Origin of the sequence: Pseudooceanicola marinus, assembly GCF_020177265.1 — a bacterium.
GTDB lineage: Bacteria > Pseudomonadota > Alphaproteobacteria > Rhodobacterales > Rhodobacteraceae > Pseudooceanicola > Pseudooceanicola marinus_A.
The window spans coordinates 242,475-262,079 of sequence record NZ_JAIVMC010000004.1 but is presented as its reverse complement, the minus strand read 5'-3'; the positions used below and the strand labels follow the sequence as shown (position 1 = coordinate 262,079).

General features: G+C 67.3%; 18 protein-coding genes. 8 read left to right on the top strand and 10 right to left on the bottom strand.

Going from position 1 to position 19,605, the window contains the following annotated elements:
• The first annotated feature begins 57 nt into the window (after nucleotides 1–57).
• Nucleotides 58–615: a PAS and helix-turn-helix domain-containing protein gene (locus LC066_RS08335; protein ID WP_224897908.1), complete on the top strand. Its 558-nt coding sequence runs from the start codon at nucleotides 58–60 to the stop codon at nucleotides 613–615.
• A gap of 232 nt (nucleotides 616–847) precedes the next feature.
• The gene (locus LC066_RS08330) at nucleotides 848–1,960 is read left to right on the top strand and encodes a sensor histidine kinase (protein WP_224897906.1); all 1,113 of its coding nucleotides are present in this window, start codon (nucleotides 848–850) and stop codon (nucleotides 1,958–1,960) included.
• A 75-nt stretch (nucleotides 1,961–2,035) separates the two neighbouring features.
• On the opposite strand, the gene LC066_RS08325 is transcribed toward LC066_RS08330, so the two are convergent.
• The 5 genes from LC066_RS08325 to LC066_RS08305 all read right to left on the bottom strand — a co-directional run bounded on the left by LC066_RS08325 (nucleotide 2,036) and on the right by LC066_RS08305 (nucleotide 7,183).
• Nucleotides 2,036–3,064, bottom strand: a complete 1,029-nt coding sequence (locus LC066_RS08325) for an LLM class flavin-dependent oxidoreductase (protein WP_224897904.1) — start codon at nucleotides 3,062–3,064, stop codon at nucleotides 2,036–2,038.
• 120 nt (nucleotides 3,065–3,184) lie between these two features.
• Nucleotides 3,185–3,799: an alpha/beta family hydrolase gene (locus LC066_RS08320; protein ID WP_224897902.1), complete on the bottom strand. Its 615-nt coding sequence runs from the start codon at nucleotides 3,797–3,799 to the stop codon at nucleotides 3,185–3,187.
• A gap of 60 nt (nucleotides 3,800–3,859) precedes the next feature.
• Complete coding sequence (gene rpe, locus LC066_RS08315; protein WP_224897900.1) at nucleotides 3,860–4,549, bottom strand: ribulose-phosphate 3-epimerase; 690 nt, start codon at nucleotides 4,547–4,549, stop codon at nucleotides 3,860–3,862.
• A gap of 189 nt (nucleotides 4,550–4,738) precedes the next feature.
• Entirely contained in the window at nucleotides 4,739–5,680 is a 942-nt protein-coding gene (locus LC066_RS08310; protein ID WP_224897898.1) for a class 1 fructose-bisphosphatase, read from the bottom strand.
• A gap of 282 nt (nucleotides 5,681–5,962) precedes the next feature.
• Complete coding sequence (locus LC066_RS08305; protein WP_224897897.1) at nucleotides 5,963–7,183, bottom strand: acyl-CoA dehydrogenase family protein; 1,221 nt, start codon at nucleotides 7,181–7,183, stop codon at nucleotides 5,963–5,965.
• A 157-nt stretch (nucleotides 7,184–7,340) separates the two neighbouring features.
• On the opposite strand from LC066_RS08305, the gene LC066_RS08300 reads away from it, so the two are divergent.
• The 4 genes from LC066_RS08300 to LC066_RS08285 all read left to right on the top strand — a co-directional run bounded on the left by LC066_RS08300 (nucleotide 7,341) and on the right by LC066_RS08285 (nucleotide 12,255).
• Entirely contained in the window at nucleotides 7,341–8,894 is a 1,554-nt protein-coding gene (locus LC066_RS08300; protein WP_224897895.1) for a class I adenylate-forming enzyme family protein, read from the top strand.
• Nucleotides 8,895–8,897: 3 nt separating this feature from the next.
• On the top strand, nucleotides 8,898–9,680 hold the full coding sequence (locus LC066_RS08295) for an SDR family NAD(P)-dependent oxidoreductase (protein WP_224897893.1): 783 nt from the start codon (nucleotides 8,898–8,900) through the stop codon (nucleotides 9,678–9,680).
• Nucleotides 9,677–11,356, top strand: a complete 1,680-nt coding sequence (locus tag LC066_RS08290) for a long-chain-fatty-acid--CoA ligase (protein ID WP_224897891.1) — start codon at nucleotides 9,677–9,679, stop codon at nucleotides 11,354–11,356. The genes LC066_RS08295 and LC066_RS08290 overlap by 4 nt, the downstream gene beginning before the upstream one ends.
• Nucleotides 11,357–11,436: 80 nt before the next feature.
• Nucleotides 11,437–12,255 (top strand): IclR family transcriptional regulator, encoded by an 819-nt coding sequence (locus tag LC066_RS08285; RefSeq protein ID WP_222477462.1) that lies wholly within the window; start codon nucleotides 11,437–11,439, stop codon nucleotides 12,253–12,255.
• 140 nt (nucleotides 12,256–12,395) lie between these two features.
• Here LC066_RS08285 and LC066_RS08280 read toward each other — a convergent pair whose 3' ends face one another.
• Complete coding sequence (locus LC066_RS08280; protein WP_224897889.1) at nucleotides 12,396–13,364, bottom strand: NADPH:quinone oxidoreductase family protein; 969 nt, start codon at nucleotides 13,362–13,364, stop codon at nucleotides 12,396–12,398.
• 267 nt (nucleotides 13,365–13,631) lie between these two features.
• Between LC066_RS08280 and LC066_RS08275 the strand changes: the two genes are divergently transcribed.
• The gene (locus LC066_RS08275) at nucleotides 13,632–15,272 is read left to right on the top strand and encodes a long-chain fatty acid--CoA ligase (protein WP_224897887.1); all 1,641 of its coding nucleotides are present in this window, start codon (nucleotides 13,632–13,634) and stop codon (nucleotides 15,270–15,272) included.
• A gap of 191 nt (nucleotides 15,273–15,463) precedes the next feature.
• On the top strand, nucleotides 15,464–15,787 hold the full coding sequence (locus LC066_RS08270) for a DMT family transporter (RefSeq protein WP_224897885.1): 324 nt from the start codon (nucleotides 15,464–15,466) through the stop codon (nucleotides 15,785–15,787).
• A gap of 143 nt (nucleotides 15,788–15,930) precedes the next feature.
• Here LC066_RS08270 and LC066_RS08265 read toward each other — a convergent pair whose 3' ends face one another.
• Genes LC066_RS08265 through LC066_RS08250 form a run of 4 tightly spaced genes read right to left on the bottom strand, consistent with a single transcriptional unit; the run spans nucleotide 15,931 to nucleotide 19,602 of the window.
• Entirely contained in the window at nucleotides 15,931–16,653 is a 723-nt protein-coding gene (locus tag LC066_RS08265) for an ABC transporter ATP-binding protein (protein ID WP_224897883.1), read from the bottom strand.
• Nucleotides 16,650–17,417, bottom strand: coding sequence for an ABC transporter ATP-binding protein (locus LC066_RS08260; protein ID WP_085889063.1), 768 nt, complete (start codon nucleotides 17,415–17,417; stop codon nucleotides 16,650–16,652). Before LC066_RS08260 ends, LC066_RS08265 begins: the two co-directional genes overlap by 4 nt.
• A complete protein-coding gene (locus LC066_RS08255; RefSeq protein ID WP_224897881.1) occupies nucleotides 17,414–18,664 on the bottom strand; it encodes a branched-chain amino acid ABC transporter permease in 1,251 nt (416 codons plus the stop codon). The genes LC066_RS08260 and LC066_RS08255 overlap by 4 nt, the downstream gene beginning before the upstream one ends.
• A 5-nt stretch (nucleotides 18,665–18,669) precedes the next feature.
• Nucleotides 18,670–19,602 carry a branched-chain amino acid ABC transporter permease gene (locus LC066_RS08250; RefSeq protein ID WP_224897879.1) on the bottom strand — a complete coding sequence of 311 codons (933 nt, stop codon included), beginning with the start codon at nucleotides 19,600–19,602 and terminating at the stop codon, nucleotides 18,670–18,672.
• Between the last annotated feature and the right edge of the window lie 3 nt (nucleotides 19,603–19,605).

The following is a 19,605-nucleotide window of genomic DNA, read 5'->3' as shown; positions in this document are numbered from 1 at the left end:
CCGGGACGGGCTACGGTCTCAATACCGTAGAACCACGGTGTGAAATAGTATAACAGCATGTCTCTGCCCCCTCTCGACGCAATGGAACGCCTGGCCTGGGATCACGCCCCCATGGGCCTTGTACTGGCCCAGGACCGGGTGATCCGCGCCTGCAACCTGCCCTTCGCCCGGATGGTGGGCCGGACGCGCGAGGCCCTTGTGGGGCAGAGTTTCCGCGTCCTCTATTCCTCCGACCAGGAGTTCCAGACGATCCGTGACGTGGGCCTGGCCGCGCTGGCGGAAACGGGCATCTATTCCGACGAACGCATGATGCGGCACCCGGAAACCGGCGCCTTCTGGGTGCGGTTCCGCGCCCGCACGCAGACGCCCGAGGCGCCCCTGTCCAGCGTGGTGATGAGTTTCGCGCCGCTTTCGCGGGCAGAGGACAGCCGCCTGACCCCGCGCGAACGCGACGTGGTGGCGGGGCTGGAACGCGGCGAGACCTCGAAGGAGATGGCGCGCCGCCTGGGGCTGTCGCCCCGCACGGTCGAAGATGTCCGCGCGCGCCTGCTGAAGAAATACGGAGTGCGCAATGCCGCCGGGCTGATCCGGCGACTGGCGGGGCCGGGGCTGTAGTCGGGGCCGTCAGCGAGGCCGATCCGTGGTGCCCTGAGGAGGCAGGCGCCCGGACCGGGCCCACGGCCTTTCAAGCACAACATACGCAACCACCTGTATACACTCGACTTTCGGCGCCATCATTCCCTTACGTCAATTGCTCCGTATGGGGATAAAAGATTTTGCAAACGCGCCTTTGCAGGCTAAGGCTTTTCGACGCGCTCCTGCTCTCTTCCCGTGAACGGATGGACTGATGAAGCCCCCTCTGCATCCCGATGAGGCACACCGCCTCTCTATCCTGCGCTCCTTCGAGATCCTCGACACGGATCCCGAGGCGCCTTTCGATGACGTGGTGAAACTGGCCTCGGCGCTCTGCGGCACGCCGGTGTCACTGATCAGCTTGGTCGACGAAGACCGGCAGTGGTTCAAGGCGCGCCACGGCCTGGACATCGACAGCACCCCGCGCGAGCAGTCGATCTGTGCCCATGCGATCCTGCAGGACGACGATTTCCTGGAGGTGCCCGACGCCACCAAGGACCCGCGCACCGCCGACAATCCGCTGGTTCTGGGCGACGAACACCTGCGGTTCTACGCCGGGGTCGTGCTGCGCAGCGAGGAAGGGTCGCCCGTCGGGTCCCTGTGCGTGATCGACCGCGAGCCCAACCGCCTGACGCCGCTGCAACGCGATGCCCTGCGGGTGCTGGCCGCCCAGGTCATCGCCCAGATGGAGCTGAAGCGCGCCCTGTCCAAGGCCGAGCTGATGCGTCACGAGGTGGACCACCGGGTGAAGAACTCGTTGCAGTCGGTGTCGGCCCTGACCCGGATGCAGGCGCGCAGCGCCTCGAACGAGGAAACCCGCCTGGCCCTGCTGCAGGTCGGCCGCCGGATCGAGACGGTGGCGGCCCTGCACGAACAGCTGTACCGCGCCGACCGGGCGGAGACGATCTCGCTGGCCAGCTTCGGCCCGTCGGTCTGCCGCCTGATCGGCCAGTCTGCTCCGCCCAACATCACCCTCAGCGCCGACTGGCCGGCGGCGGACCTGGACCCGAGCGTCGCCGCCGCCCTGGGGGTAATCCTGAACGAGTTCGCCTCCAACGCGATCAAGCATGCCTTCCCAGATGGCCAGGCCGGCACGATCTCCTGCCGGGTCGATCCGCCGGTCGAGGGGCGCTGCAAGCTGACCCTGGCCGACAACGGCGTGGGCCTGCCGGAAGGCGTCACGGCGAAACAGGGGTTGGGGATGCAGGTGATCGAGGCCTCGGCGCGTCAGCTGGGCGGCACCTTCGCCCTGGCCTCCGGCCCGGACGGGACGCGGATCACCCTCGACTTCCCCCTGCAGGAGGCCGAGGCGACGCCCGGAACCTGAGCGAGGTCCGGGGGCCAGCCCCCGGACCCCCGGAGCATTTCCAGCCGTAGAACAGGGACAGGGGCGCGACGCCCCTCAGCCCGCCTTGCGCAGCTCGGGCAGGACCTTGGTGCCCACGGTTTCGATCGCCTTCAGCATCTCGGCGTGGTCGATCACGCCGATGGCCATCTGCAGGGTCACCCGGTCGAAGCCCAGGTCCTCCTTCAGGCCCAGGATCTTGTCGACGATCTGTGCCGGGCTGCCGACGAAATTGGCGCCCTCGGGCGTGATCGAGGCATCGAACTGCGCTCGGCTCTGCGGCGGCCAGCCGCGTTCGCGGCCGATCTGGTCCATCACCTGTTTCTGCGCCGGGAAGAAGATGTCGGCGGCCTTCTGGCTGTCCTCGTGGACGAAACCGTGCACGTTCAGCGACACGCGCGCCTTGTCTGCGTGGCCCGCCTGGTCCGCAGCGCGACGGTAGAGATCCGCCAGGGGCGCGAAGCGGCGCGGCTGGCCTCCGATGATCGCGAGCGCCAGCGGCGCGCCATAGGCCCCCGCGCGCACCATCGACTGCGGCGTGCCCCCGGCAGCGATCCAGATCGGCAGCTTGTCGTGCACCGGGCGCGGGTAGATGCCGAGGCTTTCCACCGCCTGGGTGTGCTTCGTGCCCTGCCAGGAGAGTTTCTCGCCCTCGTTCAGGGCCATCAGCATGGCCAGCTTCTCCTCAAAGAGGTCGTCGTAATCGCGCAGATCATAGCCGAAGAGAGGGAAACTCTCGATGAAGCTGCCGCGCCCGACCATGATCTCGGCCCGCCCGCCGGAGAGGCCGTCGATGGTGGCGAACTGCTGATAGACACGCACCGGGTCCTCGGAGCTGAGGACGGTCACGGCGCTGCTGAGCTTGATCTGCCGGGTCTGCGCGGCGGCGGCGGCCAGCACCGTGGCCGGGCTGGAGATGGCGTAGTTGGGACGGTGGTGTTCGCCCAGACCGAAGAGGTCGAGGCCCAGCTCGTCCGCCAGCCGGATCTCTTCCAGCAGGCGGGTCAGCCGGGTGGGCGCATCCACCTGCTCGCCTGTGACCGGGTTCCGCCCGACATCGCCGAATGTGTACAGACCGACTTCCATGGGTGTCCTCCGTGGCTGTTTGCCCCGCGCCTGCCGCCGGGCCCTTGGGCGCCAAGCTAGGGCAGCGGCGTGCGGCGCGCCACCGGGGGTCATCGCACAGGCGCTGTGCGGGGAGGTCGTTCAGCCGGCTTGGTGCTTGATCCAGTTCGCCACGAACTGCGCGGTCTCGGCCAGGTAATCGTCGAGCGTCCGGCCCGTTTCCCGCTTGCGCGGCTTCAGATCGTGGTCGCCGTCATCGAGCCAGTGCAGCTCTATGGCGTCGGACAGGGCGTAGCCTGCCACCTCCTCCGCCGTGCCAAAGGGATCGCGGGTGCCCTGGCAGATCAGCGTGGGCGTCGCGAGGTCCGCCAAATGTTCGGTGCGCAATTTCTCCGGCTGCCCCTGAGGGTGGAAGGGATAGCCCAGGCAGACGAGGCCCGCCACGCCCGCGCTGTCGGCAATCAGGCTGGCGACACGCCCGCCCATGCTCTTGCCGCCGATGAAAAGTGGCCCCTCCGGCGCCAGCGCCGCGATGGCCGCCCGGTATTCTTCCTGCAGCTGGTCAACCTTCGGCGGCGGGCGTTTCGATCCGCCGGTGCGGCGCCCGGCCATGTAAGCGAATTCAAACCGCGCCACGCGCAGGCCATGGCCCGTCAGCGCGGCGGTCAGGGCGGTCATCCAGGGCGTGTCCATCGCGGCGCCCGCCCCATGGGCCAGCAGCAGGGTCGGCCCCTCGCCTTCGATCAGAAATTCCATCGCCTCTCTCCCCAAGCAAAAGGGCGCCTCCCGGGCGCCCTTGTCGTCGGTTCAGACCGCTCAGACCAACGTGTCGCAACTGGTGCGGATCGCGCGGATGTTGGCGCCATAGGGCGCGGGGTCCGCGACCGAACCGCCCTTGAAGACGGCTGAGCCTGCCACCAGCACGTCGGCGCCCGCCGCGCGCATCAGCGGGGCGGTTTCGGGGGTGATGCCGCCGTCGATCTCGATATGGATGGGACGGTCACCGATCATGGCGCGCAGTTTCTCGACCTTGGCGATCTGGGAATGGATGAACTTCTGCCCGCCGAAGCCGGGGTTCACGGTCATCACGCAGATCAGGTCGATCATGTCCAGCAGGTGTTCCACCGCGTCGATGGGCGTGCCGGGGTTCAGCGCCAGACCCGCCTTGCAGCCCGCGCCACGGATGGCCTGCAGGGTGCGGTGGATATGCGGCCCGGCCTCCAGATGCGCGGTCAGCACATCGGCGCCGGCGTCGACGAAGGCGTCGATGTAGGGATCGACGGGGGCAATCATCAGGTGCACGTCCATGACCGTCTTGATGTGCTTGCGGATCGCCTTCACCAGCGGCGGGCCGAAGGTCAGGTTGGGCACGAAATGCCCGTCCATCACATCAACATGGATCCAGTCGGCACCCTGCGCCTCCACCGCCTCGATCTCGGCGCCGAAGTTGGCGAAATCGGCAGAAAGGATCGAGGGCGCGATCTTCAGGGTGCGATCAAGGGACATGGGGCGGGCCTCCTGCTGGGTCTGGCGCCCCTATAGCGCCGCCCGAGCCGTATGGGAAGCCAAAGGGCGTGGGGGCCTTGCCCCCCTTGAGCCCGTGCCGGGCTCAATTCCCCCCAGAGTATTTCCGGCCAACGTATGGGAGGGGCGCGGCGCCGGGGGCGAGCGGGGCGCCTTCGCCTGCGCCGCGGCTCAGCCGTGCAACGCCGCGATGCGCTCCACCTCTTCGGCAGAGCCGAAGACGAAGGGGCGGCGCTCGTGCAGCTGTTCGGCCGTCAGCGACAGGATCGGAGCCACACCATCGGTGGCCAGCCCGCCCGCCTGTTCGACAAGGAAGGCCATGGGCGCCACCTCGTAGACCATGCGCAACCGGCCGTTTTCATAGCCCGGGCGCGCGTCAGACGGGTAGAGGAAGGTGCCGCCCCGGGTCAGGATGCGGTGCGTTTCCGCCACCAGGGACCCGACCCAGCGGAAGTTCATGTCCTTGCCCTTGGCACCGGTCTTGCCCGCCTCGTTCTCCTCGACATAGGCGCGCACCGGCGCCGTCCAGTGGCGGCGGTTGGAGCTGTTGATCGAGAACTCCTTCGCAGCCTTGGGCAGAGCCATCTTCTCGTCGGCCAGGGCAAAGGCGCCGGTTTCGGGATCCAGCACGTAAAGCAGGGTGCCCTCACCCCATGTCAGCGCCAGCAGGCATTGCGGCCCATAGGCGATGTAGCCCGCCGCCACTTGCTCCGACGCAGGCCGCAGGAAGCTCTCGTTCGCGTCCTCCTTCGCCTCGAAGACCGAAAAAATGGTGCCGATGGTCACGTTGACGTCGATGTTGGACGAGCCATCCAAGGGATCGGCGGCCACGGCGTAGCGCCCGGAGGCGTTGAGGCTCAGCACCTCTTCCTGCTCCTCGGAGGCATAGTATTTCACCCCGGCCTCGCGCAGCGCCGCCTCGAACATCTCATCGGCCAGCACGTCCAGCGCCTTCTGCTGGTCGCCGTCGCTGTTCTCCCCCACGCCCGCGCCCAGGGCTTGGCCCAGGGGTCCACGCGCGACAATGCGCGCGACGGCGGCGCCGGTGGCGCAGAGCGCATCGATGACGGGGAAAAGGTCGGCGGGAAGGCGGGCGGGATCAATGGCGGGCATGGAAAACTCCTTGGGCTTCGCCAGCGTTATTCCACATCCCCCGCAAGGGAAAAACGGCTTTTCCGCCCGGCACGGAGATGAGAACGCTAACGCGCGCAAAACCGCCCCGTCCCGGTCCCGGCGTGCCCTCCTTTGGCCAGAGGCCGCCCCGCCCCTGCGTCAAAGGGCGCGCGCCCCGGCCTTGCGCGCCCCGCCCCCTGCTTCACGTCGTCCGAAATACTCCGGGGGAGTCGCGCCCCGCGCGACGGGGGCAGAGCCCCCACCCCCATCCGGGCCGGGCGCTCAGTTGCGGTACTGCTTCAGCTCCAGCTTGGCGATGGTCTCGCGGTGCACCTCATCGGGGCCGTCGACCAGGCGCATGGTGCGCGCATTTGCGAAGGCGGCCGCCAGGAAGGTGTCCTGGCTCACCCCCTGGGCGCCGTGCACCTGGATGGCGCGATCCACGACGCGCTGCACCATGTTCGCGCCCACGACCTTGATCATGGCGATCTCCTTGCGAGCCGCCTTGTTGCCCACGGTGTCCATCATGTAGGCCGCGTGCAGCGTCAGCAGGCGGGCCTGTTCGATCTCGCAGCGGCTCTCGGCGATCCAGTGCTTGGTCACCCCCATCTCGGCAATCGGCTTGCCGAAGGCGGTGCGCGCCATGCCGCGTTCGCAGATCGACTGCAGCGCCCGTTCCGCCTGCCCGATGGAGCGCATGCAGTGATGGATCCGCCCCGGTCCAAGCCGGCCCTGGGCGATCTCGAAGCCGCGGCCCTCGCCCAGCAGGATGTTCTCGACCGGCACGCGCACGTTCTCGTAGTGGATCTCCGCATGGCCGTGCGGCGCGTGATCATAGCCGATCACCTCCAGCGGGCGCACGACCTTCACGCCGGGCGTGTCCAGCGGCACCAGGATCATGCTCTGCTGCCGGTGCTTTTCGGCCCCGGGATCGGTCTTGCCCATGACGATGGCGATCTTGCAGCGCGGGTCGTTCCCGCCCGAAGACCACCACTTGCGCCCGTTGATCACGTAGTGATCGCCGTCGCGCTCGATCCGGGTCTCGATGTTGGTGGCGTCCGAACTGGCCACATCAGGCTCGGTCATGGAAAAGCACGAACGGATCTCGCCGGCCATCAGCGGCTTCAGCCACTTCTCGCGATGCGCATCGGTGCCATAGGCAAAGATCGTTTCCATGTTGCCGGTATCGGGCGCCGAGCAGTTGAAGGGTTCCGACCCGATGGCCGAGCGGCCCATCAACTCGCAGAGCGTGCCGTATTCCACATTGGTCAGGCCCATCCCCTCATAGCCCGGCTTCGAGTGCGGCAGGAACATGTTCCACAGCCCCGCCGCGCGCGCCTTCTCCTTCAGCTCTTCCATGATCGGCACCGGCTGCCAGCGGTCGCCCTCGGCCACCTGCGCGGCATAGGTCGCCTCCGCCGGGAAGATATGCGCGTCCATGAAGGCGATAAGCTGCTCGCGCAGCTCTTTCGCCCGATCGGAAATCGGGAAATGATCGTACATCTTTGTCTCCTCCACTCTTGCCCTCCTTGATGCCCGGCCCGCCCCCGCCCGTCAAGTTGCGGAATACTTTTCCGATATGCGGGATATTGACGCGCGCGCTGACCCCGTGCCAGTCTCCATGGATCAGAGGAGAACTCCTGGGGAGGAGGGGTCCATCATGACCGACATGACAGAGGTCCGGCTGCGCGCGGCGCAGGTACCGGACGAGATATTCGTGACCTTCGGCAAGGTGATCGCGGAGAACGGCGCCCGCCTGGGCGACCGCCCGGCGGTGACCGACGAGACCGGCACGATGAGTTGGGCCGACTTCGCCGCGCTGGCCGCGCGGATCGCCGGGCGGCTGGCCGAGCACGGCATAGGGCCGGGTCATCGCGTCGCCTCGCTGTCGGAGAACTCCGTCGCGCACCTGGCGCTTTATGCGGGCGTCCTGTCGGCGGGGGCCTGCATGGTGCCGCTGCCCTTCTCTGCCTCGGACGAGGCGCTGGCGAAGATGCGTGCCGATTGCGAGGCGGAGCTGCTCTTTGCCTCGGCCCCCCAGGCAGGCCGGGCCGCCACCCTGGGCGCCGAGGTCGTGGCGCTGGAGGATCTGGCTACCTGGGCCGAGGGCCCCGAGGCCGCGCCCCGCGACGTGACCCCGGACGATCTGTTCGACATCATCTATTCCTCGGGCACCACCGGCACCCCCAAGGGCATCCAGCACGACCATAGCTTCCGGTCGCGGCAGTTCGGGCGTTTCACCGTCTTCGGGCTGGACACCGAGGCGGTGCAGATCATGTCGACCCCACTTTATTCCAACACCACCCTGGTCGCCGTCCTGTCAGGCCTGGTGGGCGGCGGGCACGTGGTGTCCATGGCCAAGTTCGACACGCTGGGCTTCCTCGATCTGGCGGCGCGCCACCGCGCCACCCACGCCATGCTGGTCCCGGTCCAGTACATGCGCCTGATGAAGGAAGAGCAGTTCGACGACTTCGACCTGTCGGCCTTCCAGTGCAAATTCTCCACCTCCGCCCCCCTGCCCGGCGTGCTGATCAAGCAGGTGATGACCCGCTGGCCCGGCAACCTGGTGGAATTCTACGGCATGACCGAGGGCGGCGTGACCACGGTGCTGGATTGCGCCGCGCACCCCGACAAATGGGACACCGCCGGGATCGTCCCCGACGGCAACGAGGTCAAGATCATCGACGAAGAGGGCCGCGAGCTGCCCCCCGGCGATTTCGGTGAGATCGTGGGCCGTTCGGGTTCCATGACGCCGGGCTACCTGAACCTGCCTGACAAGACCGCCGAACTGCTGTGGCGCGACGCCGAGGGCCGCGATTTCATCCGCACCGGCGACATGGGCCGGATCGACGAGGACGGCTTCCTGCACCTGATGGACCGCCGCAAGGACATGATCATTTCCGGCGGCTTCAACGTCTATGCCGCCGATCTGGAGGCCGTGTTGCGCCACCACCCGGCGGTGGCCGATGTGGCGGTGATCGCCGTGCCGTCCGAGGACTGGGGCGAAACGCCCCTGGCCCTGGTGGTGCCCGAGGGTAGCCTCGATCCGGAAGAAATCCGCACCTGGGCCAACGCCCGCCTTGGCAAGCTGCAACGCATTTCCGAGGTCGAATTCCGCGACCACCTGCCCCGCTCCGAGATCGGCAAGATCCTGAAGCGAGAGCTGCGCGTGCCCTACTGGGACGCGGTGAAGACGGCAGAGGAGGTCTTCTGAGCCATGCCCGCGATCACACGTTTTGACGGCAAATATGCCATCGTCACCGGGGCCGCCTCGGGCATTGGGCGCGCCACCGCCGCACGCCTGGCCGAGGAAGGTGCCCGTGTCCTGCTGCTGGACCGCAACGCCGAAGCCCTTGAGGCAGCTACCCCCGAAGGCGACCACCTGACCCGCACTTGCGATGTCTCGGACGAGGCCCAGGTGGCCGAGGCCGTGGCCTTTGCCCAGGCCCACTTCGGCCGCATCGACGCGCTGGCCAACAACGCCGGCATCATCTGCGATCGCTCGCCCATCACCGAGACGGACAAGGCCACCTGGGAACGCACCCTGGGGGTCAACCTGATCGGTGCGGCGATGATGCTGAAGCATGTGGGCAAGGTTATGCAGGCGCAGGGCACCGGCGCCGTGGTCAACACCGCCTCGGTGGCGGGGATCCGATCCGGCGCCGGGGGCAATGCCTACTCCGCCTCCAAGGCCGGGGTGATCTCGCTGACCATGACGGCGGCCTGTGACCTGGGCCAGTACGGGGTGCGCGTCAACGCCGTCTGCCCCGGGCTGATCGAAACCGGCATGACCGCCCCCGTCTTCGACTACGCCCGCGAGCACGGCAAGGAAGACCGCCTCGGCGCCCGGGCCGAGCTGCGCCGCTATGGCCACCCCGAAGAGATTGCGGCGGCCATCGCCTTCCTCGCCTCCGACGACGCCTCCTTCATCACCGGGCAGGCCCTGCCGGTGGATGGCGGCAATACCGCCTCGCTGAACCTGCCGGGGATGAAGGTATGACGACGCGCCACCACGCCCACTGGCCTCCCGATCTGCCGATGGATTTCCCGCTGCCGCAGGAGTCGGTGGCCCTGAACCTGGAACGATCTGCCGCCCGCGTGCCCGATCAGACCGCGCTGAGCTACCACGGCCACGGCCTGAGCTATGCCGAGCTGAACGACGCCGTCCAACGCCTGGCCGGCTGGCTTCAGGCCCATGGGGTGGTGAAAGGCGACCGTGTCCTGCTCTACATGCAGAACGCGCCGCAATACGTCATCGCCTACTACGCCACCCTGCGCGCCGATGCCGCCGTGATCCCGGTGAACCCGATGAACCGCCAGGCCGAGCTGGAACACCTGGCCCGCGACACCGGCGCCCGGGTGGCGATCTGCGGCACTGAACTGCTGGCCCATGTGCAGCCCCTGGCCGAAGCCGGGCTGCTGGATCACATCCTGGCCGCCGCCTATGCCGATATGGCCGAACCCGACCACGACATCCCCCTGCACGACACGCTGTGCGGGCACAGCGACACGCGCGCGCGCGGCCCCGGCACCCTGCCCTTCCGCGCGGCCCTGGCCGCCGGTCACGCCCCCGGGCCGATCACCGCCGGGGCCGAGGATCTGGCGGTGATCCCCTATTCCTCGGGCACCACCGGCCACCCCAAGGGCTGCGTGCATACCCATGCCTCGGTTCAGGCCACGATCCACGGCGGCGCCGCCTGGAACCCATCCGAGGAAGAGGACGAGGTGCATCTGACCACCCTGCCGCTGTTCCATGTGACGGGGATGCAGAACGGCATGTCGATCCCGATCCTGAACGGCCAGGAGATCGTGCTGATGTCCCGCTGGGACCGCGAGGCCGCCTGTGCTCTGATCGACCGACACCGGGTGACCCGCTGGCGCTCGATCGCGACCATGGCTATCGACCTGTTGCAGGTGCCGAACCTCTCGGACTACGACCTGACCTCTCTGCGCGGCATAGGCGGCGGCGGCGCGGCCATGCCCGAGGCGGTGGCGGCGAAGCTGCACGCGCTGACCGGGCTCGACTATATCGAGGGCTACGGGTTGTCGGAAACCATGGCCGGCACCCACATCAATCCCACCCACCGGCCGAAACGACAATGCCTGGGGATCCCGGTGATGGGCGTCGACAGCCGGGTGATCGACCCCGACACGCTGGAGGAACTGCCCCCCGGCGAAACGGGCGAGATCATCACTCATGCGCCGCAGGTCTTCCGCGGCTACTGGAACCGCCCCGAAGAGACCGCGGCGGCCTTCATCGAGCGGGACGGCAAACGCTTCTTCCGCACAGGCGATCTGGGCTATCATGACGAAGAGGGCTACTTCTTCATGGTCGACCGGGTGAAACGGATGATCAACGCCTCGGGCTTCAAGGTCTGGCCGGCGGAGGTCGAGGCCCTGATGCACGGCCACCCGGACCTGGCCGAGGTCTGCATCATCGGCACGCCCGATCCGCGCCGTGGCGAGACGGTGAAGGCCCTGGCCGTGCCACGGGCGGGCGCCGAGAACCTCAGCGAAGCCCGGGTGATCGACTGGTGCCGGAGCCAGATGGCGGCCTATAAATGCCCGAAATCCGTGGATTTCGTGGACAGCCTGCCGAAGTCCGCATCCGGCAAGGTGCTGTGGCGGGAACTGGCGGAAAAAGAGGCGCGCCGGGACAGCGCGCCGGTCACGTGACCATGCGGCAGGCGGGGTGCCTTGACCCTCCGGCTGCCGCTTTGTAGCTGCGTCGAGACGCGCATCGGGGATATGAGTACATGCGGAAACGGGTAAGCGAGACGGGGACCGAGGCAGAGAAGGGCGATGGCGACCGCCAGTTCGTAACGGCGCTCTACCGGGGTCTGGAAATTCTCAAGGCCTTCCGCCCGGCGGACAAGGCGGGGCTGGGCAATTCCGAACTGGCCGAACGCACCGGCTTGCCCAATTCCACCGTGTCGCGGCTGACCTTCACCCTGCTGAAATCCGGCTACCTGGTCTATGACGAGGGCACGGGCCGCTACCGCATGGGCCTGCCGGTGCTGTCGCTGGGCTATGCCTGCCTGGCTGGCATGCAGGTGCGCGAAACGGCGCAGGTCTACATGCAGAAACTGGCCGATGATTGCGGTGACGGGGTGCTTGTAGCCCTGGGCGGGCGCGACGACATGGCGGTCACCTATATCGCCGCGGCGCGCTCCGAAGGGGTGATCTCGCTGCAACTCAACGTCGGCTCGCGCATCTCTCTGGCGCGCTCGGCCATGGGCCGGGCTTATATCGCGGGCACCCACGAGGCCGAACGGGCCGAGATTCTCGACCGCATCCGCGACCGCTACGAGGGCGACAAGCTGACCGAGGTGCTGCGCGGCATCGAGGACGCCCAGGACCAGATCGCCCGCAAGGGCTTCTACGCCAACTTCGGCGAATGGCAGCGCGACGTGCACGCGGTTTCGGTCCCCTACCGCTCACCCCAGCCCGACACGCCGATGCTGGCCTTCAACCTGGGCGGCTACGCCTTCTCGTTGACCCGCGACCGGCTGGAGCATGAACTGGGCCCGAAACTGGTCGACCTGTCCCGCATGGTCAGCCGCACGGGGTACTGAGCGCGCTGCGCCCGGCACCAGGCGCCTGTCTCGCGACTGTTTCATAAACGCGCGTCCCGCGTGACCCTGCTCTTATCCGATTGCCCAAAATACTCCCGCCGGAGGCATCGGCCGCCAGGCCGATCCCCCCGCGCCCCCTTTCAGGGCACCAGCGCGATCTTTCCCGTGGCGCCGCGGCCCAGCACCCGGCTCAGCACGCTTGCCGCATCGGCCATCGGGTAACGCCCCTCGATCAGCGGTTTTACCCGGCCTTCGGCATACCACTCCAGCAACTCGGCCATATTGGCGCGATAGGCCTCCGGCTCGGCCCGGGTCCAGTTGCCCCAGAAGACGCCGACCACCGCATATTCCTTCACCAGCGCCAGGTTCACCGGGAACTGCGGGATCTCGCCACTGGCAAAGCCGATCACCAGCAGCCGCCCGTTGCGCGCCATGAACCGCGCAGCCGCGTCGAAAGCAGCGCCACCGACTGGATCGTAGACCACATCGGCGCCATGGCCGTCGGTCAGCGCCTTCACCTCAGCCTTCAGATCGTCATAGCCGATGGCGTGGTCGGCCCCGTTCTCCAGCGCGATGGCACGCTTTTCCTCGGTGGAGCAGACGGCGATCACCTTTGCGCCCATGACCTTGCCGATCTGCACCGCCGCGATCCCGGTGGCGCCGGCCGCGCCGAAGACCACCAGCCAGTCCCCCGCCGCCAGCGCCCCGCGCTGTTTCAGCGCATGGTGCGAGGTGCCATAGGCCACCAGCAGGGCGCAGGCCTCCGCCGCGTCCATCCCCTCGGGCAGGGGCATGCAGCGCGCGGCGGGGCAAACCGCCTTTTCCGCGTAGCCGCCCATCTGCACCGCCGCCAGCACCCGGTCGCCCGGCGCCAGGCCGGTGACGCCCTCGCCGACGCTCTCGATCTCTCCCGCGACCTCCATCCCCGGGGAAAAGGGGCGCTCGGGCTTCACCTGGTAGAGGCCCTGGACCAGCAGGCCGTCGGGGTAGTTCACCCCCGCCGCCTCGGTGCGGATCAGCACCTCGCCGGGGCCGGGCCGCGGGTCGGCGACCTCCTCCCAGGCCAGGTCGTCCAACGGTCCGAATTCATGACAGACGATGGCTTTCACGTCGCGCCTCCCTTGCGATTCGCGCCTCGCGTCTCCCGCGCGGGGCTTCTGCCGCAAGACTAGGCCAGGCGCCCGGATATGGCATTGAAAACGCTACGGAATGCGCGGAGATTCACCGAAAACCGGCGCCGCAACGCAGCAAACCGCCCGGCATTTCCGACGGGCGGAATTAAAACGGAAAAATATTCCGCAGACGCTGCGTCGCCCTTGGGGGCGCCCCGGCGCGAGGTTACATTTCTCCCAGATAGTTCTGGGAGGAGAACCGCCATGGAAGGCATGATGATGCACCGGCCGCTGCTGGTGTCGAATATTCTTGAATACGGCATGAACGCGCACCGCAAGGCGGGCATCACCTCGGTCCGGACCGAGGGGGACATCCATTCCTACACCTACCCCGAGGCCGGCGCCCGCATCGCGCAGCTGGCGCACGGGCTGCGCCGCCGGGGCGTGCAGATCGGCGACCGCGTGGCGACCCTGGCCTGGAACGGCTACCGCCATTTCGAGCTCTACTACGCCGTGGGCGGCATCGGCGCGATCTGTCACACGATTAACCCCCGCCTCTCGGCCGAGCAGCTAATCTACATCGTCAACCACGCCGAGGACAAACTGCTGTTCCTCGACACAACCTTCGTGCCGGTGATCGCCGCCGTGGCCGAGCACCTCCCCGACGACCTGACCTTCGTCATCATGACCGACCGGGCGCATATGCCCGACACCCCCTTCGACGCGCTCTGCTACGAGGAGCTGCTGGAGGGCGAAGAGGAGGCGATCGCCTGGCCCGAGCTGGACGAGAACACCGCCTGCGGGTTGTGCTACACCTCCGGCACGACGGGCCATCCGAAGGGCGCGCTCTATTCCAACCGCTCCTCCGTGCTGCATGCCCTGACCCTGGTGGTCAGCCAGGAGCGCAGCTTCGAGGAGGGCAAGCCGATCCTGCCCGTGGTGCCGCTGTTCCACGTGAACGCCTGGGGCCTTCCTTATGTCGCGCCGATGATCGGCGCCTCTCTGGTGATGCCAGGCCCCGCGCTGGACGGGCCGAGCCTGTTCAAGCTGATGGACCAGGAAAAGGTCTATTCCGCTTGGGGCGTGCCCACCGTCTGGATGGGCCTGCTGGGAGAGATCGAGGCCCAGGGCCGCATCCCCGAAGGCTTCGGCGACGTGGTGATCGGTGGCTCCGCCGCGCCACGCTCGATGATCGAGGCCTTCGAGACCCGCGGCGTGAAGGTTGGCCATGCCTGGGGCATGACCGAGATGTCGCCCATCGGCACCCACGGCTGCCTGCCCGCCTGGATGGAGGAACTGCCCTTCGAGGAGCGCATCGACGCCAAGACCAAGCAGGGCCGGCGCTGCTACGGCGTCGACCTGAAGATCGTCGACGAGGACGGCAAGGTCCTGCCCCAGGATGGCGAGGCCGTGGGTGAGCTCTACGTGCGCGGCAATGCCGTGGTCGCGGGCTACTTCCGCAACCCCGAGGCCTCGGCCAAGTCCCATGATGCCGACGGCTGGTTCGCCACCGGCGACGTGGCCTCGGTCGATCCCGACGGGTTCCTGTCGATCCAGGACCGGGCGAAGGACCTGATCAAGTCAGGCGGCGAGTGGATTTCCTCGATCGACCTGGAAAACGCGGCCACCGCCCATCCGGCGATTGCGCAATGTGCCGCCATCGGCGTGCCGCACCCCCGTTGGGACGAACGCCCCGTGCTGGTCGCCGTGGCCGCCGGCGAGGACCGCCCCACGGCGGAGGACCTGCACGAGCTGCTGTCGGAACATTTCGCCAAGTGGCAGATGCCCGACGACATCATCTGGCTGGACAGCTTGCCGATGACCGCCACCGGCAAGGTGTCGAAACTGACCCTGCGCAAGACGCTGGGAGACTACCAGCACCCGGACCTGCGCGTCAGCGCCTGATTCATCGCGTTCGGGCCAGACAAGAGGGGCGTCCCGCCGGGCGCCCCTTTTTGCATGGCGGCCATGGCCGGGCGCCGCGGGGCGGCGATTGACCGGCTCCGCCCCGGTTGCTAGGCCCGGGGCGCGTCGGGACGACCCGGCGCCTGGTTCTCATCCCGGGACGGCCCGGCCCCTGGAACGGAGGTCAGGTCATGCCCTGGCTCTATCTCACCCTCGCCGGTTGCCTGGAAATCGTCTGGGCCAGCTTCATGAAGAAGTCTGCGGGTTTCACCCTGCTGGTGCCCTCGATCATCACCCTTGTCACCATGATCGCCAGCTTCAGCCTGCTGGCGCTGGCCATGCGGTCCCTGCCCCTGGGCACGGCCTACACGGTCTGGACCGGCATCGGCGCGATCGGCGCCTTTGCAGTGGGCGTGCTATGGATGGGCGAGGCGGTGACACCCCTGCGCCTGCTAGCCGCCTTGCTGATCCTGTCGGGGATCGTGCTGATGAAGCTGTCGGGCGCGGAGCACTAGGCGCGACAGAGGGCGCGCCCGCAGGTTTCTCAAACGCCCGCCCGGAGCATTGCCCGGGCGAAGCGCAGTTCAGGAGGGGCTCCGCCCGTGAAACCCCCAAACCCTCCCCGGAGGGTTTGCCGCGCGCAGCGCGGTTCGGGGTTTCACACCTCCAGCCATTCCTTGCGGATGTCGTCGCGGGTGGCGAAATCGGCGGGGGTGCCGCCGTAGACGATCTCCCCATGGCCCATGACATAGACCCGGTCGGCGATCTTCAGCGCGATGGACAGCTTCTGTTCCACCAGCAGGATCGACACCCCCGCCTTGGCGATCTCGGCGATCATCTCGCCCACCTGTTGCACGATCAGCGGGGCCAGCCCCTCTGTCGGCTCGTCGATGATGATCAGCTCCGGGTCGCCCATCAGGGTCCGACACATGGTCAGCATCTGCTTTTCGCCCCCCGACAGCACCCCGGCAGCGTTGTCCGCGCGGCGGCCGAGGTTGGGGAACATCTCCAGCATCTGGTCGATCGTCCACTTGCCGGGGCGGCGCATGTTCTTGATCCCCAGCATCAGGTTCTGGCGCACCGTCATGGTCGGGAAGATGTCCCGGCTTTCCGGCACGTAGCCCAGGCCAAGGCGGGCGATGCGGTGATTGGCCATGCCGCCGATCTCCTGCCCCTTGAACCGGACGGAGCCGACGGGCACCACCTCTCCCATGATCGCCTTTGCGGTGGTGGACCGACCCACGCCGTTGCGGCCGAGAAGGGCGATCACCTCGCCCGGCATGATCTCCAGGTTGACGCCGTTCAGCACGTGGCTCTTGCCGTAGTAGGCATGCAGATCCGTCAGCTGCAGCATCGGTTCGGGTTTCGCGTCCAGGCTCATGCCACGCCCTCCAGTGCCTGGGCATCCTCGCCCAGATATGCTTCGCGGACCTTGGCATCGCCGCGGATTTCCTCCGGGGTGCCGGTGGCGATGATCTCGCCATAGACCAGCACGGAAATCCGGTCGGCCATGCCGAAGACCACGCCCATGTCGTGTTCGACGATCAGCAGGGTCTTGCCCTGGCTAGCCTTCTCGATCAGCGCCACGGCACGGTCGGTTTCCGAATGGCTCATGCCAGCGGTCGGTTCGTCCAGCAGGATCACCTCCGCCCCGCCGGCGATGGTGATCGCGATCTCCAGCGTGCGCTGATCGGCATAGGGAAGCGAGGCCGCAGGCAGGTTCGCCTTGTCCAGCAGCCCCACCTCGTCGAGGATCTGCGCCGTCTTCTGCGACACCTCCTTCAGGTTGCCGATATTGCGCCAGAAGCTCATGCCGTAGCCCATGGAGTAGAGGACGCCGCAGCGCACGTTCTCCCGCACGGTCATGTTGGTGAAGATGTTCGACACCTGGAAGGACCGCGACAGCCCCATCCGGTTGATCTCGAACGGGCGCTTGCCCGAGATCACCTCGCCGTTCAGCTTTACCTCTCCCGAGGACGGGAAGAACCGCCCCGAGATCAGGTTGAACAGCGTCGACTTGCCCGCCCCGTTGGGGCCGATGATCGCGTGCCGTTCGCCCTTCTCGATCTGCAGGTTCACCCCCTGGATGATCTTGGCGGGGCCGAAGCTTTTCCTCAGGTCCTTGAGTTCGAGGGCCAGGGTCATTTGCCACCTCCCTTCGCGGCGCGGCGCAGGGCGAGGATGCCCAGCACCAGGGACAGGATGCCGATCACCCAGGTCAGCGGGTTCTCGACGGTCAGTTGCAGGCCGAAGGGTTCGAACACCTCGCCGTAGCCATCGGACCAGCGGAAGGCGACCTCGACGATGGTGATGATCGCGGCGCCCACCAGGGCCAGCCCCACGAGGCGCAACATCCAGGTGCGCCACATCTCGCCCGCGCGGCCCTGGCGGATCGTGTCGGCGGTGCCGTAGACGATGCCGGCGATGCCGTCGGGCAGGAACATCACCACGCAGACGAACATCAGCCCCAGGTACAGCAGCCAGCCGGCGGTGTAGTCGGAAAGGTTGCTGCCCATGTAGGTCATCACGATGGCGCCCATGATCGGCCCGGTGAAATAGCGGATCCCGCCCACGTAGGTGGCGATCAGGATCGCGCCCGAGGGGATCAGCGACAGGTTCTCCGGGGTGAAGATCTCATCCTGCACGGCCGACATGCCACCCGCCATGCCCGCGAAGGCGCCGGCGAAGATGAACACCAGGTAGCGCACGCGCTGCGGGCTGTAGCCGACGAATTCCACCCGTTCGGGATTGTCGCGCGTGGCCTCCGACAGCTTGCCCAGGGGGGTGCGGGTGAAGGCATAGGTGCCCAGCACGCCGATGAAGGTCCAGAAGGCGATGAACCAGTAGACCTCGTCCACGGGACCCAGCGACAGGCCGAACAGTTCCGGCCCGTTCATCCGGTCGCCCGATATGCCCATCTCGCCGCCAAACAGGCTGTCGAACATGAAGCCAGCGGCGGCCACCAGCTCGGCCACGCCGAGGGAGATCATTGCAAAGGGCGTGCCCGCACGGCGACACGACGGCCAGCCGATCACGGCCCCGGCCAGCGCGCCCGCGCCAAAGCCGAAGGCGGGCATGGAGAACATCGGGACCGAGCCCCAGATGCCGGTGCCCTCCGCGATCCAGTTCATCACGTGGACCGCGAAGTAACCGCCCAGCCCCATGTAGACCGCATGGCCGAAGGACAGCAGCCCGGCGCGGCCCAGCAGCATGTTGTAGGACAGCGCGAAGACGATGGTGATGCCCATGTGGTTCAGCAGGGTCACCATGCTGCGCGAGGGGTTGAACAGCGGGATCACCAGCAGGACCACGGCAAAGAGGATCAGAGGCACGGTCCGCTGGCGGAACTTGTCGCTGCGCGAGGGTTCCAGAGCAGCGTGGGATGCAGTCATGTCGGTCATACTTCACGGTCCCCCATGAGGCCGCGCGGGCGGATCATCAAGATCAGCACCAGCAGCAGGAAGGGCAGCATTGGCGCCATGGAGGCGATGGTGATCTCGCCCAGTTCGGTGTCGGCCCCCAGGCCGATGAAGCCGAAGATGTCGGCCAGCGAGGCATTGATGGAAATCGCCGAGGTCTGCAGCAGGCCGATCAGCATGGCGGCGACAAAGGCGCCCTCCAGGCTGCCCAGGCCGCCGACCACCACGACGACGAAGACGATGGGCCCCATCTGCACGGCCATGGCCGGGTCGGTGACGAAGTAGTTGCCGCCGATGACCCCTGCCAGACCGGCCAGGGCACAGCCCGCGCCGAAGACGGTCATGAAGATCAGGGGCACGTTATGGCCCAGGCTGCCCACCATGTGCGGGTGGCTCAGCGCCGCCTGGATGATCAGGCCCGCGCGGGTCTTCTTCAGCAGATACCACAGCGCCACCAGCATGAAGGCCGCAACGAAGAGGATGAAGATCCGGTAGGCCGGGTATTGCGCCCCGTAGAGGGTGAAGAGCGGGAAATCCAGGATCTCGGGCACGCGGTAGTTCACCGCCGTGCGCCCCCAGAAGATCTTCACCAGCTCGTCGATCAGATAGGCCAGGCCGAAGGTGAACAGCAGCTCCGCCACATGCCCCTGAGCATGGACCTTCCGCAGGCCATAGCGTTCGACCAGCATGCCGACGCCGCCGACCAGGACCGGCGCCAGGAACAGCGCGATCCAGAAGGAGGTGCCCTCGGTGATCGTGAAGGCCAGGTAGGCCCCCAGCATGTAGAAGCTTGCATGGGCGAAGTTCAGCACGCCCATCATCGAGAAGATCAGCGTGAGCCCGCTGGACAGCATGAAGAGCAGAAGCCCGTAGATCGCGCCGTTGAGCAGCGCGAAGACCAGAGTTTCCATGAG